This is a genomic window from Nocardia sp. NPDC060259 (genome assembly GCF_042728775.1).
GTDB lineage: Bacteria > Actinomycetota > Actinomycetes > Mycobacteriales > Mycobacteriaceae > Nocardia.
Genome location: NZ_JBHXAY010000016.1, coordinates 1 through 24,649, shown reverse-complemented (window position 1 = coordinate 24,649; position 24,649 = coordinate 1). Strand labels below are relative to the sequence as shown.

General features: G+C 66.7%; 17 protein-coding genes. 14 read left to right on the top strand and 3 right to left on the bottom strand.

Annotated elements, in window-relative coordinates; translation table 11 throughout:
* Positions 1-4 precede the first annotated feature (4 nt).
* From ACFWF2_RS09470 to ACFWF2_RS09450, 5 genes are all read left to right on the top strand, one after another.
* Positions 5-937 carry a decaprenyl-phosphate phosphoribosyltransferase gene (locus ACFWF2_RS09470; protein ID WP_189032058.1) on the top strand — a complete coding sequence of 311 codons (933 nt, stop codon included), beginning with the start codon at positions 5-7 and terminating at the stop codon, positions 935-937.
* On the top strand, positions 915-2,846 hold the full coding sequence (gene zomB, locus ACFWF2_RS09465; RefSeq protein ID WP_379306327.1) for a flagellar motor control protein ZomB: 1,932 nt from the start codon (positions 915-917) through the stop codon (positions 2,844-2,846). The genes ACFWF2_RS09470 and zomB overlap by 23 nt, the downstream gene beginning before the upstream one ends.
* A gap of 238 nt (positions 2,847-3,084) precedes the next feature.
* Complete coding sequence (locus ACFWF2_RS09460) at positions 3,085-4,155, top strand: alpha/beta hydrolase (protein ID WP_379306325.1); 1,071 nt, start codon at positions 3,085-3,087, stop codon at positions 4,153-4,155.
* A 298-nt stretch (positions 4,156-4,453) separates the two neighbouring features.
* Positions 4,454-5,467, top strand: a complete 1,014-nt coding sequence (locus tag ACFWF2_RS09455; RefSeq protein WP_379306323.1) for an alpha/beta hydrolase — start codon at positions 4,454-4,456, stop codon at positions 5,465-5,467.
* 174 nt (positions 5,468-5,641) lie between these two features.
* On the top strand, positions 5,642-6,658 hold the full coding sequence (locus ACFWF2_RS09450) for an alpha/beta hydrolase (RefSeq protein ID WP_379306321.1): 1,017 nt from the start codon (positions 5,642-5,644) through the stop codon (positions 6,656-6,658).
* A gap of 70 nt (positions 6,659-6,728) precedes the next feature.
* Here the strand turns inward: ACFWF2_RS09450 and ACFWF2_RS09445 are convergent, their stop codons facing one another.
* Positions 6,729-7,079 carry a hypothetical protein gene (locus ACFWF2_RS09445; RefSeq protein ID WP_379306319.1) on the bottom strand — a complete coding sequence of 117 codons (351 nt, stop codon included), beginning with the start codon at positions 7,077-7,079 and terminating at the stop codon, positions 6,729-6,731.
* A gap of 123 nt (positions 7,080-7,202) precedes the next feature.
* On the bottom strand, positions 7,203-7,463 hold the full coding sequence (locus ACFWF2_RS09440) for a hypothetical protein (RefSeq protein WP_379306317.1): 261 nt from the start codon (positions 7,461-7,463) through the stop codon (positions 7,203-7,205).
* Between the two features lie 256 nt (positions 7,464-7,719).
* Between ACFWF2_RS09440 and ACFWF2_RS09435 the strand changes: the two genes are divergently transcribed.
* The 9 genes from ACFWF2_RS09435 to ACFWF2_RS09395 all read left to right on the top strand — a co-directional run bounded on the left by ACFWF2_RS09435 (position 7,720) and on the right by ACFWF2_RS09395 (position 22,257).
* Positions 7,720-7,944 (top strand): hypothetical protein, encoded by a 225-nt coding sequence (locus ACFWF2_RS09435; RefSeq protein WP_379306315.1) that lies wholly within the window; start codon positions 7,720-7,722, stop codon positions 7,942-7,944.
* Positions 7,941-8,222: a hypothetical protein gene (locus ACFWF2_RS09430; RefSeq protein WP_379306314.1), complete on the top strand. Its 282-nt coding sequence runs from the start codon at positions 7,941-7,943 to the stop codon at positions 8,220-8,222. The genes ACFWF2_RS09435 and ACFWF2_RS09430 overlap by 4 nt, the downstream gene beginning before the upstream one ends.
* Before the next feature lie 362 nt (positions 8,223-8,584).
* Positions 8,585-10,441 carry an alpha/beta hydrolase-fold protein gene (locus tag ACFWF2_RS09425; RefSeq protein WP_379306312.1) on the top strand — a complete coding sequence of 619 codons (1,857 nt, stop codon included), beginning with the start codon at positions 8,585-8,587 and terminating at the stop codon, positions 10,439-10,441.
* 113 nt (positions 10,442-10,554) lie between these two features.
* Positions 10,555-11,070, top strand: coding sequence for a DUF732 domain-containing protein (locus ACFWF2_RS09420; protein ID WP_379306310.1), 516 nt, complete (start codon positions 10,555-10,557; stop codon positions 11,068-11,070).
* A gap of 41 nt (positions 11,071-11,111) precedes the next feature.
* Positions 11,112-12,059: a cutinase family protein gene (locus ACFWF2_RS09415; RefSeq protein ID WP_379306308.1), complete on the top strand. Its 948-nt coding sequence runs from the start codon at positions 11,112-11,114 to the stop codon at positions 12,057-12,059.
* Between the two features lie 211 nt (positions 12,060-12,270).
* Positions 12,271-13,290, top strand: a complete 1,020-nt coding sequence (locus ACFWF2_RS09410; RefSeq protein WP_379306306.1) for an LLM class F420-dependent oxidoreductase — start codon at positions 12,271-12,273, stop codon at positions 13,288-13,290.
* 210 nt (positions 13,291-13,500) lie between these two features.
* Positions 13,501-15,414, top strand: a complete 1,914-nt coding sequence (gene fadD32 / locus ACFWF2_RS09405) for a long-chain-fatty-acid--AMP ligase FadD32 (RefSeq protein ID WP_379306304.1) — start codon at positions 13,501-13,503, stop codon at positions 15,412-15,414.
* 97 nt (positions 15,415-15,511) lie between these two features.
* Positions 15,512-20,716: a polyketide synthase Pks13 gene (gene pks13 / locus ACFWF2_RS09400; RefSeq protein WP_379306302.1), complete on the top strand. Its 5,205-nt coding sequence runs from the start codon at positions 15,512-15,514 to the stop codon at positions 20,714-20,716.
* Positions 20,713-22,257 (top strand): acyl-CoA carboxylase subunit beta, encoded by a 1,545-nt coding sequence (locus tag ACFWF2_RS09395; protein WP_379306300.1) that lies wholly within the window; start codon positions 20,713-20,715, stop codon positions 22,255-22,257. The genes pks13 and ACFWF2_RS09395 overlap by 4 nt, the downstream gene beginning before the upstream one ends.
* 62 nt (positions 22,258-22,319) lie before the next feature.
* Here ACFWF2_RS09395 and ACFWF2_RS09390 read toward each other — a convergent pair whose 3' ends face one another.
* A complete protein-coding gene (locus ACFWF2_RS09390) occupies positions 22,320-22,886 on the bottom strand; it encodes a Uma2 family endonuclease (RefSeq protein ID WP_379306298.1) in 567 nt (188 codons plus the stop codon).
* Between the last annotated feature and the right edge of the window lie 1,763 nt (positions 22,887-24,649).

Sequence of the window (24,649 nt, the reverse complement as noted above, 5' to 3'; positions counted from 1 at the left end):
TGAGATGAGCGAAGAACCGTCCGCCGCCGTCCTCGACGAAGGTGTTGTGAAGGGCCCGCCGAAGACCCTCGTCGGTGGCGTCGTCAAGGCCATGCGCCCACGTCAGTGGGTGAAGAACGTCCTGGTGCTCGCCGCGCCGCTGGCCGTCGGGCCGGAAGCTGTCGGCGACGCGGGCGTGCTTGTGCACGTCGCGATCGCGTTCGTCGTGTTCTGCATGGCGGCCTCGGGCATCTACCTGGTCAACGACTCGCTCGACGTCGAGGCCGACCGGGCGCATCCGACCAAGCGGTTCCGGCCGATCGCCGCGGGCGTCGTCCCTGTCAACCTGGCATACGGGCTCGCCGCGGTGCTGCTGATCGGCTCGATCGCCGGTTCGTTCCTCGCGTCCTGGCATCTCGCCGTGGTGATGGCCATCTACATCGCCATCCAGCTGGCCTACTGCCTCGGCCTCAAGCACCAGGCCGTGCTCGACATCTGCATCGTTTCGTCGGGCTTCCTGCTGCGCGCCGTCGCCGGTGGCGCGGCGGCGAGCATCGCGCTGTCGCAGTGGTTCCTGCTGATCATGGCGTTCGGTTCGCTGTTCATGGCGGCGGGCAAGCGCTACGCCGAACTGCAGATCGCGCTGGAGACCGGCGCGAAGATCCGCAAGTCGCTGCAGTACTACACGCCGACCTACCTGCGCTTCATCTGGACACTCGCGGCCACCGCCGTCGTGATCTTCTACGGCCTCTGGGCATTCCAGCAGGACGAGCTGCGTGACACCCAGTGGTACTCGATCTCGATGATTCCGTTTACCATCGCAATCCTGCGTTACGCGGTCGACGTCGATGGTGGCGAGGCCGGTGAACCCGAAGAGATCGCGCTGGGGGACCGCATCCTGCAGTTCCTCGCTATTGCCTGGATCGGAGCGGTAGGTGTCGCTGTCTATCTCACCTGACGAGATCGTGGTAGCGGAGCAGGAAACAACCGAATACGAGCGGCTACACGACGACGAGCAGTCGGCACGCCCTGCCGCGCGTTTCGCGATTCTGTCCCGCGCCACCTTCGTCGGTGGGGTTGTGCTCGCCGTCGTGTTGTTCGCGGTGGGTGCCTGGCAGCGGCGATGGATCGCCGACGACGGCCTCATCGTGCTGCGGACGGTGCGCAACCTGCTCGCAGGCAACGGCCCCGTCTTCAACATGGGCGAGCGGGTCGAGGCCAATACCAGCACCGCGTGGACGTACGTGGTCTGGTTCTTCAGCTGGCTCACCCAGGCCCGGCTCGAGTACGTTGTGCTCGGCGTCGCGCTGGTGGCCTCGCTGCTGGCGATCGTGTTCGCCATGCTCGGCACCGCCCGGCTGTGGGGCGGCAGCACAGGTCAGCTGCTGATCCCGGCCGGTGTGCTCGTCTACATCGCGCTGCCGCCCGCCCGTGACTACGCCACCTCCGGACTGGAGAGCGGCCTTGTCATCTGCTGGATCGGGCTGCTGTGGTGGCTGCTGATCCGCTGGAGCCAGGCGGCGGTGGTTCGCGTGCCGAGCCTGCTCGGGCTGGTCTTCCTCGCCGGTCTCGCGCCGCTGATCCGGCCGGAGGCCACCCTCATCGGCGCGCTCGCGCTCGGCATGATCTTCCTGACCCCGATGCCGCGGTTCCGGTACGGGCCGATCGTGCTGCGCGCGCTGATCGTGTTCGTCGCCGGGATCGTGCCGGTGGCCTACCAGATCTGGCGGATGGGCTACTACGGCCTGCCCTACCCGAACACCGCGGTCGCCAAGGACGCGGGCGGGGCCAAGTGGGGCCAGGGCATGAAGTACCTCTGGGACCTGGTCGGCCCGTACTACCTGTGGATTCCGCTGCTCGTGCTGCTGATCGCCGGTGCGGTGACCGCGGTGGCGCGTGGTATCACGGTCCGGCCGACGTGGTCGGTCGCGGGGTTCCGGACCTGGCTGCGCTCGCCCAGCGCGGTCGTCGTGCTGGTCCTGGTCAGCGGTCTGCTGCTCACCGTCTACGCGATCCGCGTCGGCGGCGACTTCATGCACGGCCGGATGCTGCTGACCCAGCTGTTCCTGCTGCTGTTGCCGGTGGCCGTCGTGCCGATCCGGCTTCGCACGTTCAGCCCCCGTGACTGGTCGACGGTCGTCGTGCTCGCCGCGTTGCTCGGCACCGCGGGCTGGTCGCTGTACGCGGCGAGCACCACCGCCATCAAGACCGGCACCAAGATCAGTTCGTCCGGCATCGTCGACGAGCGCGTCTACTACGTGCTCAACACCGGCAGGGATCATCCGATCCTGGCCGAGGACTACCTCGACTATCCGCGCATGCGGGCGATGGTCAACGACATCGCGGCCAACCCCAACGGCGGCCTGCTGCTGAACTCGCCGTCGTTCACGTTCTGGTACCTCGACCCGCCGCCGCAGCCGATCCCCGAAGGTGGCGCCGGGCACACGGTCTACTTCCTGAACCTGGGCATGACCAGCATGAATGTGCCGCTGGACGTGCGCGTCATCGATCCGATGGGCCTGGCCTACCCGTTGGCAGCGCATTCGGACCGGCTCGCCGACGGCCGCATCGGGCACGACAAGAGCCTGTACCCGGACTGGGTGGTGGTCGACTCGGGCATGGTCGACATCCATCCGTGGATGCCCTGGTACATGGACGAGGACTGGGTCACCCAGGCACGCACGGCGTTCTCGTGCCCGCAGACGCAGGCGCTGATGCTCTCCACCCGTGACCCGCTCACCGTCGACCGGTTCAAGCACAACCTGCGCCATGCGCTGACTTTCGCGAAGTACCGGATCGACCGGGTGCCGAAGTACGAAATCCAGCGATGTGGGCTCGTTGATCCCTTCCCCGAGCCTCCCCGCTGAAGTACTCTCCTTGCGTCACACTGGGCTCATGGGTACCCATGAGCCCAGTGGTTACACCCCTGTTCAGGCTTTTCTTAGTGGCGAACACCATTAAATCTCTTTTCGGTAACGTCCGGCTATCGATGTAGCGATATGGTCAACGAGGAACTCCGTCGGCGCACTGGTGTGCCGGTAGTAAGTCGGCGGTCATTGCAACCGCGGTTCCGCGCGAACCGCACGAGGAAAGGCCAAAAACAGAATGCGTGGCGGACGTCTAAGAGCCAGGGGAGCCGGCTGGCTCAAGCGGTCGGTGCTGGTTTCCCTGGCGGTTGTGCTGCCGCTCGGCGCATCGGTGGCAGGTCCCACCGGTACGGCAACGGCGGCCTTCGACCCCAGCGGCTTCGACTTCTGGGTCGACTCCGAGATGGGCCCGATCAAGTCCAGGATCTTCCGTGCCGCCGACGGCAACACCGGCCGCGTCGTGTACGCGCTCGACGGCATGCGGGCGCGTGACGATCTCAGCGGCTGGGAGATCGACACCAACGTCGCCCGTGCGCTGACCGCGGCCAACATCAACGTCGTCATGCCGGTCGGCGGCCAGTCCAGCTTCTATGCCGACTGGAACGCGCCGAGCAACTTCTTCGGCCTCGACGCGGGCTCGGGCGGCAGCTCGACCGGCTCGGCCGCCACCGGTTCCGCGATGACTGGTTCGTCGATCGCTCCGGCCCAGGTCGCAGGTAAGAAGAACACCTACAAGTGGGAAAGCTTCCTTACCAACAACCTGCGCAACGCGCTGTCGAGCCGCCTCGGCTTCAACCCGAACAACAACGGTGTGTTCGGTCTGTCGATGGGCGGTTCGGCCGCGCTGACGCTGGCCGCCTACCACCCCGATCAGTTCAGCTTCGCCGGCTCGTTCTCCGGCTACCTGAACATCTCGGCGCCGGGCATGCGTGAGGCGATGCGCGTCGCGATGGTCTCGGCCGGTGGCTTCAACATCGACGCGATGGCGCCGCCGTGGGGCCCGCAGTGGCTGCGCATGGACCCGTTCGTCTTCGCGCCGCGTCTGGTCGCCAACGGCACCCGCGTGTGGGTGTCCTCGGCCAGCGGTATCCCCGGTGCGGGCGACGTGTCCAACCCGATGGAGATCGTCCAGGGCGTGCCGCTGGAGCTGCTCGCGATGGTGAACACCCGTGCCTTCCAGGTCCGGATGGCCACCCTCGGCGGCGGCAACGCGAACTTCGACTTCCCGATCACCGGCGTGCACAACTGGCGCAACTGGGAGACCGAGGTCAACCGCATGATCCCGGATCTGTCGGCCAACATCGGCTAGCTCCACCCGTTCGACGGCGAAACCGCCCGGTGCATGACGCACCGGGCGGTTTTTTCGTTTACGTCTCGATCCGAAGGACACGGGGTGACGAATCATGTGCGGCAGGTGACCTCCGGTTGTGCTGCGGGTCACTTTCCAGCAACATGGAAGCGTTCGTCAGCGGTTGATACACAGTGAGCATGCGTCGAGGTTGAATCGTCCGTTTTGCCCTGGATCGAGTCATTTCGACGTCCGATGAGGGATCCGGTTGCGTAGCTCAGAGTTTGCGCAGGCGGTCTTGGCGAGAAAGGTCGATCGAATGCGAACACTGCGCTGGAAGCGTAGGCCCGTCGAGACCCGTGGATCGTGGGCGAAGCGCTGGGCTGCCGGCGTTTCCCTGGTTCTGCTGGCGCCGCTCGGAACGGTCGTCGCCGGGACTACCGCACCGGCGTCGGCCGGATTCCATCCCGGCGCGTTCGACTTCTGGGTCGACTCCGGTATGGGCCCGATCAAGACCCGCGTCCTGCGTGCCGCCGACGGCAACACCCAGCGCGTCGTCTACGCCCTCGACGGTATGCGCGCCCCCGAGTCCCTCAACGGCTGGGAGGAAGCCACCGACGTACCCAACGCGCTGGCCGCGGCGAATATCAATGTCGTGATGCCGGTCGGCGGCATGTCGAGTTTCTACGCCGATTGGAACGCGCCGAGCGATTTCTTCGCCACCGGCTCCGCCGCGGGCCCCGGCAAGAGCTACCGGTACCAATGGGAGACCTTCCTGACCGTCGACCTGCGCAACGCACTGGCCGACCGGCTCGGGTTCCGCCGCGACCGCAACGGCGTATTCGGTTTGTCGATGGGTGGATCAGCCGCCTTGACGCTGGCTGCCTATCACCCTGATCAGTTCTCCTACGCCGGTGCGTTCTCCGGTTACCTGAACATCTCGGCCCCCGGAATGCGCGAGGCAATCCGCCTGGCCATGCTCGATGCGGGCGGATACAACGTGGACGCGATGGCGCCGCCGTGGGGCCCGCAGTGGCTGCGGATGGACCCGTTCGTGTTCGCGCCGAACTTGATCGGCAACAACACCCGCCTGTGGATCGGTGCGGCCTCCGGCCGGCCGTCGGGCCAGGACGGCCCGACCATGGATACCGTCAACGGCATGGGCCTGGAAGCCATGGCACTGGCCAATACCCGGGCATTCGAGGTCCGCATGGCCACGCTCGGAGCACGCAATGTCACCTACTCCTACCCCGCGTACGGAATTCACGCGTGGAATACCTGGGGCGCGGAAGCATTCCGCATGATTCCCGACCTGTCGGCAAACATCGGGTGAAACTCCTGGATAGGTTGCACTGACGTCGCTGTATGACTACCCTTCATCGCGGACAGAAGGCCGCGTGCTGTCATCTGAAAAGTCAAGTTTGCGTGGCCAATTGGATAGACGTGGTGGTATGCGGTCGGGCGCATTCCGGCGGCGTCGAGAACAACTCGGAAAGAGAGCCGCACCATGCGCTTCGGACGGACGCCAGCTTCAGGGCTGAGCGACGCGAGCAGTGATCCACGGCTGCACCGGCGATTGCGTGCGCTTGTCGCGATCGCCGCCGCGGTCGCCATGCCCTTTTCCGCCACCGTCGCCGCTTCGGCCGCGCCCGCGACTCCCGTCCTGCGGGCGCCGGCCGGTGGCTACGAGGAGCTGATGGTCCCCTCGGTGATGGGGCCCGTGAAGGTTCAGGTCCAGTGGGCCAAGAACGGCGGATCCGCCGCGCTGTACCTGCTCGACGGTATGGCGGCGCGCGATGACAAGAACGCGTGGTCGTTCGAGACCAACGCCATGCAGCAGTTCGCCAACGACAACGTCACCCTGGTGATGCCGGTCGGTGGTATGTCGAGCTTCTACGCCGACTGGGTGTCGCCGAGCAGCCTCAACGGGCAGAAGACCACCTACAAGTGGGAAACCTTCCTGACCGAGGAACTCCCGAACTTCCTCGCCGGCTACGGCGTCTCCAAGACCAACAACGGCATCATCGGCCTGTCGATGAGTGGCAGCGCGGCGCTGTCGCTGGCCGCCATGCACCGCGACCAGTTCAAGTACGCCGGTTCGTTCTCCGGCGCCCTCAACCTCTCGCAGCCGGGCATGCGCGAAGCCGTGCGCGTGGCCATGCTGCGCTGGGGCGCCTACAGCTCCGACTCGCTGGCTCCGCCGTGGAGCCCGCAGTGGCTGCGGATGGACCCCTTCACCGTGGCGGCGCAGCTCAAGGGTCTGCCGATGCGGATCTCCGCGGGCAGCGGCCTGCCGGGTCAGTACAACAACCCGCGCAACCCCGGCGAGGTCTTCGATACCGGCGTCGGTATGGGCATCGAGGCGGTCACCCTGATCAGCACCCGGTCGTTCGAATCGCGGCTGAAGTCGATCGGCGTTCCCGCCACGTTCGACTTCCCCGCTACCGGCACCCACACCTGGAAGTACTGGGAGGACCAGCTCTGGGCCGGTCGCCCGCAGATCCTCGCCGCTCTCGGCGTCTGATACGCATCAACTGAATATCGACGAAGGCATGGCTGTGGCGAACATCGTTCGCGGCCATGCCTTCGCTGTTTCACCGCTCGACTTGATGGGGTCTTGAACCGCTGTATCTCCCCAGCTCACAGCACGCCACCTTGGGATTCCTTGGGATGGTTCGGGATTCCTTGGGGTTGTTTGAGTAGCTGATCGTCTCCAGCGCGGTGCGCTGCGACCTGTCGAGCATCTCCACGACGGCGGCGGGCTCGTTGCGCTGTGCGTACGCGCGAGCCACCTCGATGAGGTGCCGGGACCGACGTGGTACCGACACGATCGCGGTGGGATCGAGCTGGCGAGCTGCACGCAGCGCCTCGCCGGAGCGGCGCAGATCCACGCCGAGCGTGACTGCGTTCGCGCTCGGCACGGCCTGACCGAACGAGGTCTGCATGTGCCGGTATCCGGGGCCGAGCTTGCGAGCCCAGCCGTCGGCACGGTCTCATGCCGACCAGCCATATCGGCCGCGGCGCTCGTGTACGAGTGCACCCTCGGCGTGTAGGGCGCCGGTGATCCCTCACCAATCGTCCGGAGTCTCGTCAAGCGCGACGTGCGGGGCGAGCAGCGTTGTGCCAGAGTCGATCAGGCTCAGCGCCTCATCCCACCGGCCGGAGTCGCGCAGCGCCTGCACCATTCCCCATGCAGAGCAAGCGATCATGTACGGATCGTCGGCGGCCTCGGCTTGCTCGAGGGCGCGGTCGGCGACGAGCCACACCAACGCCGCATCCCGTTGGTACGCGACGTAGAAATCGGTGAGTTGGTAGACGCCGGCGAGCACCGCACGGTGTCTGAATCTTCACGGTCTCAACCGACTTGACCCACTGGGCCGACCGGTCGACGATGCCACCCAGCACGGGCCGAGTCATCCCGATGCGTTCACGGTGGCGTTTGATGCGCAGCCCAACAGGCGCGGTGTGGCATGTTGACCGTCGAGCAGATCGCCCGCGGCGCGGGTCTGCCGAAAAGTGGAAAGCTCGCCGCGCCCTCTGGGTGCTGTTCCGGGATGGGATCGCGTTCCGCAGACATCGCGAGCTGTGGCAGATTTGGCTGCCGCTGCGGGTGCAGCCTCGGCGGGCAGTCCGGTGACGCTCGGGTGGCTGCAACGCGACGACGCCTCATGGTCGCGCATCGACGACGAGGGCCGCGAAAACACCATGGCGTTCGGTCTATGGGACAACGGAACCCAGCTACGCGAGCTCGACGCCGACGTGCGCGCCGCGCTCGCGGTTCTCGACGCGCTCGAGGCGGCGGCCGAATGATCGACGACGACGTGCCGGTCACACTGACCCGCTGCCAGCGGTGGGCGCTGGAATCTCTCGCCGCGGTCGCACCGGTGCGCAACCAGAGCACCACCGTGTATGAGTTCGCCGCGGTTCTGTGGCACGACACCCGCCAGACCGGCGTCTACCTCGGCGAGCTGCATCGCCTTCGCCTCGTGCAGTGCCGCGAGTACGCGGGCGGGCTGCTGTGGTGGGTCAATGCCACGGTCTGGCAGTCCAGAATCCTGCTCCAACCGAGCTCGACCGAGCAACCTTAGAGGAGGTGAACAATGCATCAGCTCGCAACAGCGGGCCCCGTAGTAACTGGCGAATATCTCCATCTGCGCGAGGAATTGCTTGTCGGACATCTGGGTCGCGCGCTCGGACCGCGGATTCCACGGGTTCGGCGAGCCGCTGGCGAACAGGCCGTGCAAGATTCATTTCGGTATGAGGTTCTTTTCGCCGAATCGTTTTCGCGACCGGGAAGCTGAATCGGCCCCAGATCGATATCGACCGAACGTTCGGCACGAGGTGATGATTGCACAACCGCGCTTTCGGTCAGGTCACAGACCGAAGTGAACCGTTCCTTACTTCCGCGCGCCTGCCGCCTATCTCGCCCCTGGCGAGGTACAACGACCTGATGAGAGTCGCGCAGAAGGAGAGGGACCGCGGCCCGTCCGCCCGGCGGCGCCTTGCGTGTCGACTTGGCGCCCCACTGGCCATGGCGACGGCGATCGCGCTTCCCCTGGGCCAGTCCGTGTTTCCCGCTGTGGCGGCCGCCCAGCCCGCCGCGGCCTCGGCGATCGAGCGCCTCGAGTGGCTGTCGGACCGGCGGGTGGCGCTGTGGGTGCACTCCGCGGCGATGAATACCTCTATCCAAGTACAGATGTTGCTTGCCAGGGATTGGCATCTGCGGCCCGACGCGCGTTTTCCGATGTTGCTGATGCTCGACGGACTCCGGGCGACCGACGACGAAAACGGCTGGACCAAAGACGCCGACGCGGAAGGATTCTTCGCCGATAAGAATGTGAATGTCGTGCTGCCCGTCGGTGGACAGTCCAGTTTCTATACCGACTGGCTGCAACCGAGCAATGGAAAACACTATCGGTGGGAAACATTCCTGACCAAGGAACTGCCACCGCTGCTCGAACGCGATTGGCGGACCACCGGTGTCCGCGCCGTCGCCGGCCTGTCGATGGGCGGCACCGGCGCGATGAATCTGGCCGCCCGCAACCCGGATTTCGTCAAGTTCGCCGCGTCGTATTCCGGCTTGCTGACCACCACCACGCTCGGTATGCCGCAGGCGATCGAGTTCGCGGTCCGCAGCGTGGGCGGCTTCGACTCCACGGCGATGTGGGGGCCGCCCGGCGGGCCGGAATGGGAGGCGCACGATCCGGAGCGGATGGCCGACAAGCTGCAGGGGATCAGCGTGTACGTGTCCTCGGGCAGCGGCCTGGCAGGCACCCATGACCAGCCCGGTCCGTTGCCGATGACCAGTGACAACTGGTCGGGCACCGGGCTCGAGATCCTGTCCAGGCTCTCGACACAGAACTTCGTCACCAAACTGGGTGAACTCGCGATTCCGGTCCAGGTCAACTACCGGCCGGCCGGGACGCACACCTGGCCGTACTGGGACTTCGAGATGCGTCAGTCCTGGCCGCATGCCGCGGCCGCCCTCGGCGCCGACCCCGACGGTGCCGCCTGCGCGACGGCCGGTGCGATCGCCCCGGTGGCGCAGAGCTGGATCGGCAACTGTGTCACCGGCGAGTACCCCCTCGGTCCCGCGGTGGTGCAGGACTTCGTGAACGGCCGGGTCTTCTACTCCGCGGCGACCGGCGCGCATCCGGTCGCGGGCCGCATCGGCGGTGCCTACTCAGGCGTCGGCGGACCGCTCTCCCCGCTCGGCCTGCCGACCGGCGACGAGCGGGGCCTGCCCGACGGGCGCGGCCGGATGCAGGCCTTCGATGGCGGCTCGATCTATTGGACCCCCGATACCGGCGCGCAGGTGATGCGCGGCGCGATCCTCGAGGAATGGGGCGAACAGGGCTACGAGCGTGGGCCCGCCGGATATCCGGTGGCCGCGGAGGCGCCGACGCCGAGCCGCGACGGCGTGGTGCAGGCCTTCGAACACGGCCCCATGTTCTACAGCGCGGCCACCGGCGCGCACCGCGTGCAGGGCTTCATCCTGGACAAGTACGCTGCCCTCGGCTTCGAGAACAGCCCGCTCGGCTTCCCGGTGGCCGAGGAGGCGCCGCTGAAGGATCTCGGGCGGTACAGCCGGTTCGAGGGCGGCAACATCTACTGGAGTCCGCTGTCGGGCGCCTGGTCGGTGCGCAAGGGCGCCCTCGCCGACGCCTGGGGCGCGCAGGGGTTCGAGAACGGACGGCTGGGGTATCCGGTGTCCGACGAATTCGCCGTCCCCGGCGGAATCCAGCAGAACTTCCAGACCGGGTTCATCGTGGTGCGCAATGGCAAATCCGAAGTTCACGGGGTGTGAGTTCGGGCTGAGAACTCTCTGAGCATCGTCGCGCGGTACCCGGCGGCGCCGAATGTGCGGCTAGCCTGGTCTGCGACCGCTTCCCTGACGAACGATCGAGGAAAGACATCTTCATGCATCGGATCCCTGGCAAGGTTGCCGGATCGGTCGCGGCCCTGGCTGCCGTCGCCCTGTTGTCCGCCTGTGGCGGCAACGACTCGACCGCTTCGCAGACGCCCACCCTCTCCACCAGCGCGAGTGCCGCCGCTTCGTCGGCCACCCAGGCACCCGCGGAAGGCCACGGCGACCACGCGCCGTCGGCGACCGCCGCGCCGGAGAGCAGCGCTGCCCCCGAGCAGCCGCAGGCCGCGCCGGAGACCACGTCGGCCGCGGCGGCGCCCGCCGCCGGTAAGGACAAGGCCTTCCTCGACGAGCTGGCCAAGAACGGGATCACCCCCGCCGACCCGGCGAGCGCGCTGACCGCGGCGAGCTACATCTGCTCGACGAAGGCCACCGGTGCGAGTGAATCCGACATGGCGACCTTCGTCGCCGCGATGGCAGGCACCGACCCGGCCTTCGACCCGGCCAAGATGGACGTCAACAAGGCCGCTCAGATCTACATCGCCGCCGCGACCACGACCTACTGCTAGTGAACCCCCGACCGACGCGACGCACCCGCAGGCTCTGGCCTGTGGGGTGCCTGACCGTGCTGGCGCTGTTCGTCCTGGCGATCATCGTCATCGTGCTGCTCTGGTACCTGCTGGCAGGCCGGTTGCGCGAGCCGGGGCCCACTCCGCCCGGACCGCCGCCACCGACGTCGCAGTCGGCGGATTGTCCCGATGTGATGCTGCTCTCGATCCCCGGCACCTGGGAGTCGGCGAGCCGCGACGATCCGTACAACCCCAGCGCCAACCCGATCTCGCTGATGCTCAGCGTCAGCGGGCCGCTGCGCGCGCAGTTCCCGGACAATCGGCTCGAGGTGTACACGGTGCCCTACGTGGCCCAGTTCTCGAACCCGATCGCGATCCCGCCGGACGGCCAGGCCTCCTACAACAACAGCCGCACCGAGGGCGCAGCGCGGGCGACCGACATCCTGGCCCAGCGGCACAAGGAATGCCCGCTGACCACCTATGTCATCTCCGGCTTCTCCCAGGGCGCCGTCATCGCCGGTGACCTGGCCGCGCAGATCGGCGCCGGCAACGGACCCATCCCGGCCGACAAGGTTCTCGGCGTGACGGTCATCGCCGACGGCCGCCGCACCGGCGAGACCGGTCCTGGCCAGCCCACCGAGATCGGCGATCCGCCGCCCGCGGGCCAGGGCGCCGAGGTCGCGCTGCGGGGAATCAACGTGCCGGGCATCAGCATGACCGGTGCCCGTCCCGGCGGTTTCGGCTCGCTGGCGCCGAAGGTGAACTCCATCTGCGCGCCCGGCGACATGATCTGCGACGCGCCACGCGAGGCGCTCAGCCCGGCCAACGCGCTGACCAGCCTGGGCGCCCTGATCCGCTCCGCGGGCAACCCGGTGCACGCGCTGTACGCCACCAACACGGTCGACGCGCAGGGCACCACCGCCACCCAGTGGACGGTGAACTGGGCCGCTGGCCTGATCGAGAACGCGCCACACCCACCGCATTCCTGAGCGGGCGCAAGAGGCGGAGTTGTCACAGTCACAGCGGGTGTGTGATTGCCATGGATCATGCCTCGCTGTGACATCCGCACGCCCATCCGCCCGCACGCTGTAAAGTGCGCTGGTGATCGCGCCGTCTACCCCCGCTACCGCGGAGTAGGCGGCGAGCCCGAGTACACCGCCTAGTACGCGAAAGCGTGCAACAGCCAGGAGCGATGAGTTCATGACCGAAGCTGCCGCACCCGTCGGTGAGTTGACCGCGCTGGGTACGCCGCTGCGTCCGTTCCGCTTCGGAGCGGCGGGCGAGGGCAACAAGCAGGAGGGCGGCGCACGCAAGTTCGTCCAGACTGCGCAGCAGGCCGAGGAGTACGGGTTCGACACCTTCTTCGTGCCCGACCACCTGGGTGACCAGATCGGGCCGATCGCCGCGCTCGGCGCACTGACCCAGGCGACCGACAAGATCCGCCTCGGCACCTCGGTGCTGGCGAACGGCTTGCGCCATCCGGTGGTGCTCGCCAAGGACCTGGCCACCATCGACGTGCTGTCGAAGGGCCGGCTCGAGGTCGGCGTCGGCGCGGGCTGGATCAAGGAGGAGTTCGACAACGCGGGCATCCCGTTCGAGCGGCCCGGCGTCCGGCTCGAGAAGCTCGACGAGTCGCTGACCATCCTGGACACGCTGCTGCGTGGTCAGGAGTGCAACTTCGAGGGCAAGCACTACCAGGTGCGCGGCATCAAGGGGACCCCGCGTCCGCGGCAGGGTCCGCGTCCGCCGCTGTGTACCGGTGGCGGCGGGCCGAAGATGCTCGCGCTGGCGGCCAAGCACGCCGACATCGTCTCGATCGTCCCGCAGACCACCAAGAACGGTAAGGGCCTGCTGTCGGGCATCACGCTCGAGAAGACGATCGAGAAGGTCAACATCGTCAAGGCCGCTGCCGGTGACCGTTTCGCCGACATCGAACTGAACTGGGCGATCACCGCGATCGTCATCACCGACGATCGGGAGAAGACCGCGGAGATGGCGTTGAACGCGATCGCCCGCGGCCTGCACCCCGACCTCGAGGTCGACGTCGAGCTGTCGGTGGAAGACATCCTGAATTCGCCGTACGTCGCGATCGGCAGCTTCGAAGAGATCGCCGAACAGATCAAGCGTGTGCGCGAACTCACGTCGATGTCGTATGTGGGTATCTTCCCCACCCAGATGGACGCTTTCGCGCCTGTCATTCCGCTGCTGCGGGAGGACTGAGCGGGGGTTCTCTGTAACATGACTCTGGTTTGAGAACATCTAGCCGATAGCGGTCACCGCGCAGACCGCTCGAAAATCCGCAGGTTGTCAGGATGCACGCACGGCGTCGTCCGGGGGCCGGTGGCGATAGCGAGTCGGGGCCTCACGGGTGTCAGCGCCGAAGTGCGTTGGGAAATTCACCGGTGTCTGGGCCTCGGAGGAGAAGAAGGAATGGAAGAGACTTTCGACGACTACCTGGACGAAACCGGGAACCTCATCATTCCCGAGGGTCGGACCCTGGTCGATCACGTCGAGAAGCACACCCGTAACGATGCGAACACGCTCGCGTACCGCTACATCGACTACTCGCGGGAACGCGACGGCGAGGTGCACGAGCTGACCTGGCAGGAGTTCGGAGTTCGGCTGCGCGCGGTGGCCGCTCGCCTGCAGCAGGTGACCAACCCGGGCGACCGGGTCGCGATCCTCGCGCCGCAGGGCCTGGACTACGTGATCTCCTTCTTCGCGGCGATCTACGCGGGCACCATCTCGGTCCCGCTGTTCGACCCGGACGAGCCGGGCCACACCGACCGGCTGCACGCCGTGCTCGGTGACTGTGAGCCCTCGGCGATCCTCACCGCGACCTCCTCGGCCGCCGGTGTCCGCCAGTTCTTCCGTTCGCTGCCCGCCGCGCAGCGTCCGCGCATCATCGCCGTCGACGCCATCCCGGACACCCTCGGTGATTCCTGGGTCCGTCCCGACACCGCGATCGATGACATCGCCTACCTGCAGTACACCTCGGGTTCGACCCGGGTCCCGGCCGGTGTGGAGATCACCCACCGCGCGGTCGGCACCAACCTGCTGCAGATGATCAACTCGCTGAACATGAACGAGAACTCGCGCGGTGTCACCTGGCTGCCGCTGTTCCACGACATGGGCCTGCTGACGGTCATCCTGCCCGCGGTCGGCGGCAAGTTCATCACCATCATGTCGCCGAGCGCGTTCGTGCGCCGCCCCTCGCGCTGGATCAACGAGCTCGCCGCCGTCTCCGACGGTGCGGGCACGTTCGCGGCCGCGCCGAACTTCGCGTTCGAGCACGCCGCGGCGCGTGGTGTGCCGAAGGCGGGCGAGTCGCTCGACCTGTCGAACGTCATCGGCCTGATCAACGGTTCCGAGCCGGTGACGGTCTCGTCGATGAAGAAGTTCAACGAGGCGTTCGCCCCGTACGGCCTGCCCAAGACCGCGATCAAGCCCTGCTACGGCATGGCGGAGGCGACGCTGTTCGTATCGGCGACCAAGGCCGAGGACGAGGCCAAATACATCTACGTCGACCGCGACGAGCTCAACAAGGGCCGGATGGTCCGCGTCGAGCAGTCCGCCGAGAACGCCATCGCGCAGGTCTCCTGCGGTTACGTCGGCCTGTCGCAGTGGGCCGCGATCATCGACCCCGAGTCGGTGGAGGGCCCCGAGGGCGGCCGTGAGCTGGCCGACGGCCAGGTCGGCGAGATCTGGCTGCACGGCAACAACATGGGCATCGGCTACTGGGGACGCCCCGACGAGTCGACCAAGACCTTCCGCAACCGGGTCACCGAGCGTCAGCCGGGCGGGCACGCCGAGGGCACCGCGGCCGACGCGGACTGGATGCGCACCGGCGACTTCGGCGTCTACTTCGAGGGTGAGCTCTACATCACCGGTCGCGTCAAGGACCTGGTGATCGTCGACGGCCGCAACCACTACCCGCAGGATCTGGAGTACTCCGCGCAGGAGGCGTCCAAGGCGCTGCGGCCCGGTTTCGTCGCCGCCTTCGCGGTGCCTGCCAACCAGCTGCCCGCCGAGGTCTTCACCGCCGACAGCCACTCCGGCCTGAAGTTCGACGCCGACGACGCGTCCGAACAGCTGGTCATCGTGGCCGAACGTGGTCCCGGCGCGGGCAAGGCCGACCCAGCTCCGATCGCCGACGCGGTGCGCGCGGCGGTCTCGCTGCGCCACGGCGTGACCGCTCGTGACATCCTGCTGGTCCCCGCGGGTTCCATCCCGCGTACCTCCAGTGGAAAGATTGCACGGAGGGCCTGCAAGGCCGCCTACCTCGAGGGAACGCTGCGCGGTGGTTACACCCAGCAGGCTTTCCCCGATGCACCGGAAGAGTAATCGGCCGACCGGTTCGGTGATGACGCTCGACGTGGAACCCGCGTCGGGCGTCATTCCACGGCGCGCCCTGTACGCAGACAGGTAGCTTGAGGAATTGATGGCTGACAACGAGGGCACGCCCACCCAGAACCCCGAAGTTCCCGCGACGAGCACCCCTGCGGGTGATCACTCGGTTGCCGAGGTGCGCGACTGGCTGCGGAAATGGGTCGCGGACGCGACCGGGCAGTCGGTCGACGCGATCACGGTCGACCGGCCGATGGAGGAGTTCGGGCTGGCCTCGCGCGATGCCCTCGCCCTCGGTGGCGACATCGAGGACTACACCGGTGTCTCGCTCGCCCCGACGGTGATCTACCAGCATCCGACGATCGCGTCGCTGGCCGAGATCATCGTCAACGGTGAGCCGGAGCCCGCCGCCGAGAACGACGAGGACTACACCGCCGCGTTCACGCCGAGCGAGGCGCACGACATCGCGGTCGTCGGTCTGTCGACGCGTCTGCCGGGCGCGGGCAATACGCCCGAGTCGACCTGGGAGTTCATCATCGGGCGCGGTGACGCGATCCGGGAGCTGCCCGAGGGCCGCTGGTCCGAGTTCCTGAGTGACCCCGCTGTGGCAGCGGCCGTCGCCGAGGGCAAGACCCGGGGTGGCTACCTCGACCAGGACGTCGTCAAGAGCTTCGACGCCGAGTTCTTCGCGACCTCGCCGGTCGAGGTCGAGCGGATGGATCCGCAGCAGCGCCTGATGATGGAGCTCACCTGGGAGGCGCTCGAACACGCGCGGATCCCGGCGAGCGACCTCAAGGGCGCGCCGGTCGGCATGTTCATCGGTTCCTCGTCCAGCGATTTCGGGATGATCGCCGCACTCGCGCTCGGTGAGACCGACCCCGATGTGCCCGCGTCGGCCGAGGGCTACGCGATCATGGGCAGCTCCAACGGCATCATCGCCAACCGGGTGTCCTACTTCTACGACTTCCGTGGCCCGTCGGTCACCGTGGACACCGCCTGTTCGTCCACCCTCGTCGCGGTGCACCAGGCGGTGCGCGCGCTGCGGGAGGGCGACGCCGATCTGGCGCTGGCCGGCGGTGTGAACATGCTGCTGATGCCGTTCCCGACGCTCGGATTCGGGCCGGGCACCTCCGCGGACGGCCGCATCAAGGCGTTCTCCTCCGATGCCGACGGCATGGTCCGTTCCGAGGGCGCTGGTCTGGTCGTGCTCAAGCGGCTCGCCGACGCCGAACGCGACGGCGACCACATCTACGCGGTGGTCAAGGGCTCGGCGGTCAACAACGACGGCCGCTCCAACGGCCTGCTCGCGCCGAACCCGGACGCGCAGGCCGATGTGCTGCGCCGCGCCTACCGCGACGCGGGCATCGTCCCGTCCTCGGTCGACTACATCGAGACCCACGGCACCGGCACCCCCATCGGCGACCCGATCGAAGCCGAGGCGCTGGCCCGCGTCGTCGGCCGCGGCCGTGACGCCGACAAGCCCGTCCTGATCGGTTCGGTCAAGACCAACTTCGGCCACCTCGAATCCGGTGCGGGTGCGGCCAGCCTCGCCAAGGTGCTGATGTCGTTCCAGCACAACGTGATTCCGCCGAACATCAACTACGCGGGCCCGAGCCCGTACATCCCGTTCGAGCAGGCCAACCTCGCGGTCGTCGACTCCCCGACCGAGTACCCGCGCTACAGCGGCGTCGCGACCGTCGGCATCTCCGGCTTCGGTTTCGGCGGCACCAACGCACACGTGGTGTTGCAGGAATACGTGCCGACCCCCGACGTTCCCGATGTCGAGGTGACGCCCGAGCAGGTCGCCGCCCACGAGCTCGCCGACGAAGAGGCCACCGATGTGGTCGCCGAGGCCGCCGCGATCGTCGCCGCCGCCGAGGACGCGGAAGCTGTGCTCGAGTGGGACGGCGAGCGCGCAGAGCCGCTGCCGGTGATCCTTGCCGTGTCCGCCTACCTGCCCTCGCGCCGCAAGCGCGCCGCCGCCGAGCTGGCCGACTGGCTGGAGGGTCCAGGCAAGGACGTCCCGCTGACCGATGTCGCCCGGTCGCTGGCCAAGCGCAGCCATCACCGTTCGCGCGGTGTGGTGCTCGCCAAGACGCACGAAGAGGCCGTCGCCGGTCTGCGCGCCATCGCCGATGGCAAGCCTGGCGCCGGTGTGTTCACCGCCGATTCCCCGGCGGCCGCCGCGCCGGTCTGGGTGATGTGTGGCTTCGGCGCGCAGCACCGCAAGATGTCCAAGCAGCTCTACAACGAGAACTCGATCTTCCGTAAGACCGTCGACGAGGTCGACGAGCTGGTGCAGGACGAGGCGGGCTACTCGATTCGCGAGATGTTCCTCGACGACGAGCAGGACTACGACGTCGGCACCTGCCAGGTCGGCATCTTCACCACCCAGCTGGGTCTGGCCGCGGTGCTGCGCGCACACGGCGCCGAACCCGCTGCCGTGGTCGGTCATTCGATGGGTGAGGTCGCGGGCGCGTACATCGCGGGCGGCCTGAGCCTCGAGGACGCGGTGCGCGTGATCTGCGCCCGTTCGCGCCTGATGGGCGAGGGCGAGCAGATGATCACCGAGGACGACGTGCGCAATATGGCACTCGTCGAGCTCAGCGCCCACGATGTGGCCGAGCTGTTGCCGCGCTTCCCCGACGTGGAGTGCGCGGTGTACGCCGCGCCGACCAACACCGTCATCGGCGGCCCGCGCGAGCAGGTCGAGCAGATCGTCGCCGAGGTGGAGGGCATGGGCAAGTTCGCCCGCATCCTGCCCACCCGCGGCGCGGGCCACACCTCGCAGATGGACCCGCTGCTCGGCGAGCTCGCCGCCGAACTGGCGGGTATCGAGCCCACCTCGCTGAAGACCGGCCTGTACTCGACCGTGCACGAGGGCCTGTACTTCCGGCCCGGTTCCGACCCGATCCACGACGAGCCCTACTGGGTGAAGAACATGCGCCACGCGGTGTACTTCACCAATGCGATCAAGGCCGCCGTCGACTCAGGGCACACCACGTTCCTGGAGCTGGCGCCCAATTCCGTTGCGCTGATGCAGGTTCTCGGCACCACCTTCGCCGCGGGCGTGCACGACGCGCAGCTGATCCCGACGCTCAAGCGCAAGGAAGACGAGTCCGCCGGTGTCATCGGCGCGCTGGCCCAGCTGTACGTGCACGGTCACGCGGTGAACCTGAGTTCGCTGCTGCCGCAGGGTGATTACGCCGATGTGCCGCGAACCGCGTTCGTGCGCAAGCAGTACTGGCCCAAGGCCACCTTCGCCGCGAGCGGTGGCAACAGCCGGGTGCCCGGCGCGCATGTCGCCATGCCGGACGGCCGCCATGCCTGGGAGGTGCAGGCCTCCTCGGTCACCGATCTGACCGCGCTGGTGCAAGCCGCTGCCGCGCAGGTGCTTTCGGATGTGGCCGTGACGGTGTCGCATCCGCACGCCGCGCTGCCCACCACCAGCACGCTGACCACCACGCTCACCCCGCACCTCGGTGGTGCGTCGGTGCAGGTGCACGCGAAGACCCCGGTCGGGTTCACCCTGCTGTTCGACGCTGTCGTCACCTCCGGTGCCGCGCTGCCCGAACCGGTTGCCGCCGTTGCCGTTCCGGCTGCTGCCGTCGCCGAACCGACCGCCGCCGAGGTCGCCGTGGCGACCAGCGATCGCTGGGACCCCAACGGCACCGAGACGGTCGAGCAGCGGCTGTGCGTCATCGTCGCCGAGTCGATGGGCTACGCCGTCGAGGATCTTCCGATGGAGATCCCGCTGATGGAGCTCGGTCTCGACTCGCTGATGGCGATGCGGATCAAGAACCGCGTCGAGTACGAGTTCGACATTCCGCAGCTGCAGATCTCGGCCGTGCGCGACGCCAGCCTCAACGAGGTGTCGAAGGTGCTGCGGTACGCGATCGAGCATCGCGACGAGGTCGCGGCGATGGCGGAGAAGCAGGCTGCTGCCAAGGCTGCCGGTGAGGACGTCGAGATCGGCGTCGACGCCAACTTCGTCGAGGCCGCGCGTGCGGCGATCGCGGCGGGCGATGATCCACTGGCCGCCGCGAAGGCCGCTGGTGCCGAGTTGCCGTCGGAAGCTGCTGCTGCCGAACCGGTTTCGGAATTCGCGCCCGTGTCGGATGCTGCCGAAGCCGCTGCTCCCGCAGTCGCCGAGGTGGCGCCTGCCGCCGAGCCGGTCATGCCGGACGTCGACTACTCGGCCCCGGCCGGTGACGAGGACAACGTTCCGCCACGTGACGCGGCCGAGCGCCTGACCTACGCCACCTGGGCATTGGTCACCGACGCGTCTCCGGGCGGCATCTTCAACACCCTGCCGATCCTGGAAGAGGAGGTCGCCGAGAAGATGGCGGCCCGCCTCACCGAGCGGGTTGGCGCCGAGGTCACCGTCGATGACGTGCTCGACTGCGAGACCATCGAGCAGCTGTCCGACATCGTTCGCAACCTGCAGGACAGCGGGGCAGATGTGGATGGTTTCATCCGTCCGCTGCGGGCTCGTCCCGAAGGTTCCGACGCGGTCCCGGTTTTCGTGTTCCACCCGGCCGGTGGCAACACGCTGGTCTACGAGCCCCTGATGAAGCGTCTTCCGGCTGACACCCCGGTCTACGGCTTCGAGCGGGTCGACGGTTCCATCGAGGAACGGGCCCGCGAGTACCTGCCGGAGCTGCGCAAGATCCAGGGCAACGGTCCGTACGTGCTGTACGGCTGGTCGCTGGGCGCTGTGCTGGCGCTGCAGGTGGCCCAGCTGCTGCGCGCGGAAGGCGCCGACGTGCGCCACGTCGGCCTGATCGACCTCGCCATCACCGTGGAGCCCGAGGACAACAGCCCGGCCGAGCGCCTGGCCCGCCTCCAGCGCTACCAGGCCTTCGCGAAGAAGACCTACAACGTCCCCGCTGAACTGGACCAGGAGCAGCTCGAAGAGCTGGCCGCGGCAACCGATGACGACCAGATCAAGATGATCATGGATCTGGTCAAGCTCAGCGGTGCCAAGATTCCCGGCGGTGTCCTCGAACACCAGCGGACCTCGTGGATCGAGCAGCGCGCGCTCCAGCAGGCGCAGCCGAGCCAGTACGACGGCGAGGTCGTGCTCTACCTGGCCGATCGCTACCACGACGGCGCGATCGAGCTCGAGCCGCGCTACGCGGACCGTCGCCCCAACGGCGGCTGGGACGAGTACATCCCGAACCTGGAGATCGTCCACATCCCCGGCGATCACCTCCAGATCGTGGACGAGCCGCGGATCGGCCAGATCGGTGCGGACCTGTCCGCCAAGCTGGGGAAGATCGCCAAGGGAGAGAAGTGAGCACGACCGCCGAGAAGCTTGCCGATCTACATCAGCGCCTCGAGCTCGCCAAAGAGCCCGCAGGCGCGAAGGGGATCGAGAAGCGGGCGCGGAAGGGCATTCCGAGTGCCCGCGACCGGATCAACATGCTGATGGACCCGGGCACCTTCGTCGAGATCGGTGCTCTGGTCCGCAAGCCCGGCGATCCGACCGCGCTCTACGGTGACGGTGTCGTCGTCGGGCACGGCATGGTCGACGGTCGTCCGGTGGCGGTGTTCTCGCACGATCAGACCGTCTACGGCGGTTCGGTCGGTGAGGCGTTCGGCCGCAAGCTGTGCGGCATCATGCAGTACGCGTCCAAGGTCGGCATCCCGCTGGTCGGCATCAACGATTCCGGCGGCGCGCGCGTGCAGGAAGCGATCAGTTCGCTGGCCTGGTACGCCTGGATGGCGACCAATCTCGAGCCGCTGTCCGGCATGGTGCCGCTGGTCTCGCTGATCCTCGGCAACTGTGCCGGCGGCGCGGTGTACGAGCCGATCTGCACCGATGTGGTGGTGGCGACCGAGTCCGCGCACATGTTCGTCACCGGCCCGAAGATCATCAAAGAGGTCACCGGCGAGGACGTCAGCCTCGAGGAGCTCGGCGGTGCGCGCACGCAGGCCGAGTACGGCAATATCCACCACGTCGCCAAGGACGAGGAGGCGGCGTTCACCTGGGTGCGCGAGTACCTGAGCTACATGCCGAGCAGCTGCCAGGAACTGCCGCCGGTGGTGAATCCCGGTCTGGAACCGGAGATCACCGACTCCGACCGCGAGCTGAACACGCTCATGCCCGACTCCGACAATGCCGGCTACGACATGCACGAGATCCTGCTGCGCATCTTCGACGACGGTGAGTTCAAGGAGATCAGCGCCGAGACCGGCCCGAACATCATCACCGGTTTCTCCCGCGTCGACGGCAGCACCGTCGGTGTCGTCGCCAACCAGCCGCTGGCCTCGGCCGGTGCCCTCGACGCGCGCGCCTCGGACAAGGCCTCGCACTTCGTGCGCCTGTGCGACGCGTTCGAGATCCCGCTGGTCTTCGTCGTCGACACCCCCGGCTTCCTGCCCGGCGTCGAACAGGAGAAGGTCGGCGTGATCAAGCGCGGTGGCCGCTTCCTGTTCTCCTACGTCGAGGCCTCGGTCCCCAAGATCACCCTCGTCGTGCGCAAGTCCTACGGCGGCGGCTACGCGGTGATGGGCTCCAAGCAGCTCGGCGCCGACATCAACCTCGCCTGGCCGACCGCCCGCCTGGCCGTCATGGGTGCGGAGGGCGCCGTCAGCCTCCTCGGCGCCGCCCAGATCGCCGCCGCCCCCGAAGACCAGCGCGCCGCCATCCGCCAGAAACTCATCGACTTCTACAACACCAATATCGCCACCCCCTGGGTAGCAGCCGAACGCGGCTTCATCGACGCGGTCATCGAACCAGCCACCACCCGCCTCGAAATCCGGCGAGCCCTGAAACTGCTGCAGGACAAGAAAATCCAGCGCAACCCCCGCAAACACCACGTCCTGCCGCTGTAGCCGAACCCGAACGGGCCGCCCCGGAGAACCCGCCGCGGCGGCCCGCCGGCATTCGCTCGAGATCAGATCTCGCTGAGATCGATCTCCACCGGGAAAGGCGCCGATGCGGTGACGACACCCGTGAATATGTCCCCGGTCCGGTAGGTCATCGTCGCGGGGTCGAGGATGTAGGTGTAGATCAGCGGGACACCGGTTGCGGCCTGCTCGACGCGCCAATAGAAGGCGATACCTGCCTTGGCGTACTGGTCGACCTTGACGATCCGGTCGGTGGTCTCCGATCCTGGAGATACGACCTCCACGACCAGTACCACATGTTCGGGACGGGTGGGCGTGAGATCGATGGTGTCCGCGCGATACACCACGACATCCGGGCGGCGATTTGTCAGCGGAACGTCCTGGAGCCGGACATCGAAGTCTATGTCGGCGTTCCAGTCCGGTCCGGCCGCGGCATCGAGCGAATTAGCCAGAATACGGGCCAATCGGTTGTGCCGCTTGGACGCGCTCGGGCTCACAACGACCATCCCGTCGACGATCTCGATTCCCGCACACTGCTCCTCGGACCAGGAGTCGTACTCTACTGCCGTGATCTGTTGATGCATCCACGCAGGGGGCGCTGACTCAACAGTCATGACGCACTCCTCCCGGACGCGATCGGGGCGGGGCTGAACCCAGTGGATTCAGTGTACTCGAGCTCGAAGTTCCCGCTGTCATACACACGTTGAACACAACGGTCTTGTTTAGATCCCGCGTCGTCGGCTGCGCAGACCCGGTCTCCCCACCCACTGACCGCAGCTGAAACCACGACAGCGCCGACAACCCGTTGTCACCATTGACACCGCGAGTACTCGCCTGGAACCCTCAGCTGCGGAGAGGAACTGAAGGATCGGGAGGGGAGTCGTATGCGGGGGATGGACAGTCATGTGTCTTGGTCGGAAGGGCGGTGCGATGGCTACGCAGGGCTGGCACAACCACTATGATGACCCCGACGAACAATCGGTTCTCGACGGGACGAACACCTGGTCTGTAAGTACGGATCGAAGATGAGGAGCTCGCTAGGTATCAGGCGGTGCCTCCTTCTCGTTCCGGTGGCCCTATGTTTAGTTTCCTGTGTCGATATCGAGCCCGAAATAGATTCCAATCAGATCGAATCCTCGTTCTCCTCTGGCTATCGGGTGCGGGATCTATGCGACCCGCTGCTCAATTTCATCACGCAGGAACTCGGGGTTTCGGGAGCGCGAATAAGAGCTACCCGCGATCTGGATTCATACACGAGTCGCAGTGGCAATTGCTATGTGGACACGAGTACGTCATGGGTCGGATTCATCTCTCGGTCGGATAAAGTGAGTCACGAGCCGAAGATCAATGACCCAAGGTTTCGCCCGCTGGCAGGCGCATCCGCACCAGCCTTCGTGGCGGATGGTCGCCCCGACGGCTTGATTGATATCGTGGTGCCCATCGATGGAGTCAGTGTTTCGTTGCAATTGGACGAATCGGCGGGGCGCACGACAATCGGCCCTCTGTCATTGACGAACGCCCATATCCTGGCAGGTGCAGAACTTGCTGCTCGGATGGCTCGCATATGAATGGGGAGTTTGTGGGTGCTGATTAGCGGTAAAGATGTCGTTTGGTGCGGCTGTTTCTCGTGGGCAGGGGTGGCGCTGACAGCGGAGGGGGCAATCGCTGATCCAGCTATGATCACGGCACTGGTTGCTGGAATTACTACAGTACTCGGCGCGCAAGTTACTTCTTTGCTTGCATTGAAAGCGACGGCAACAGGCAATGAGATCTGGCCGGGAGGTAAGTGGCCTGATGCTTCTACCAGCACCTTCGATAACGGAACGCGATTGGATGGTACCGCTGAGTGGTCCGTGAAGTCGCTATAGTGAATCGGTCGCACGGCCGCACGGAAACACTGGGTACCATCTACGCTCTTTGGGCAATACTGCCGGCGCTACTTTTTGCTCTGCTGCTATGGAAATTGGGCCGTACGGGCAGTACGCGTGGTGTCGCGGCAGATATCGGGATAGCTGTGTTAATCGCCTCTGCAGTGGTCGCGACTTGCAGTATTGTCGTGCTGTGGACAGCTGATCGACGCTCTCCATGGCTGAACTATGCTGCAGGATTGCTCTTGATACTGGTCGCTGGGGCGAATATTGGTGTAGGCCAATTGGTGAAGTCTGACGTTCAGGCGGTTTCAGGAACGATCGTCTTCGCGGTGTTCATGTGGGTTGCAATATTCGTAGCCCTGGTGTCATCGCAACTTATCCGGATGACGTTGCGTCGCAAATAGGCTCGCGTGGGCGGGCGGCTACCGTGTCATTTTGGGCCGGTCGGGGGGGGGCCCGCTGAAAACGGGGGGGGGCCGCGCGGGGGGGGAAAAATAATAAGAGGT

Excerpts from the sequence above, each read along its gene's own strand:
- ACFWF2_RS09470 (WP_189032058.1), top strand. The coding sequence starts at position 5 with ATGAGCGAAGAACCGTCCGCCGCCGTCCTCGACGAAGGTGTTGTGAAG.
- ACFWF2_RS09460 (WP_379306325.1), top strand. The coding sequence starts at position 3,085 with ATGCGTGGCGGACGTCTAAGAGCCAGGGGAGCCGGCTGGCTCAAGCGG.
- ACFWF2_RS09455 (WP_379306323.1), top strand. The coding sequence starts at position 4,454 with ATGCGAACACTGCGCTGGAAGCGTAGGCCCGTCGAGACCCGTGGATCG.
- ACFWF2_RS09450 (WP_379306321.1), top strand. The coding sequence starts at position 5,642 with ATGCGCTTCGGACGGACGCCAGCTTCAGGGCTGAGCGACGCGAGCAGT.
- ACFWF2_RS09445 (WP_379306319.1), bottom strand. The coding sequence starts at position 7,079 with ATGCAGACCTCGTTCGGTCAGGCCGTGCCGAGCGCGAACGCAGTCACG.
- ACFWF2_RS09430 (WP_379306314.1), top strand. The coding sequence starts at position 7,941 with ATGATCGACGACGACGTGCCGGTCACACTGACCCGCTGCCAGCGGTGG.
- ACFWF2_RS09425 (WP_379306312.1), top strand. The coding sequence starts at position 8,585 with ATGAGAGTCGCGCAGAAGGAGAGGGACCGCGGCCCGTCCGCCCGGCGG.
- ACFWF2_RS09420 (WP_379306310.1), top strand. The coding sequence starts at position 10,555 with ATGCATCGGATCCCTGGCAAGGTTGCCGGATCGGTCGCGGCCCTGGCT.
- ACFWF2_RS09410 (WP_379306306.1), top strand. The coding sequence starts at position 12,271 with ATGACCGAAGCTGCCGCACCCGTCGGTGAGTTGACCGCGCTGGGTACG.
- fadD32 (WP_379306304.1), top strand. The coding sequence starts at position 13,501 with ATGGAAGAGACTTTCGACGACTACCTGGACGAAACCGGGAACCTCATC.
- pks13 (WP_379306302.1), top strand. The coding sequence starts at position 15,512 with ATGGCTGACAACGAGGGCACGCCCACCCAGAACCCCGAAGTTCCCGCG.
- ACFWF2_RS09390 (WP_379306298.1), bottom strand. The coding sequence starts at position 22,886 with ATGACTGTTGAGTCAGCGCCCCCTGCGTGGATGCATCAACAGATCACG.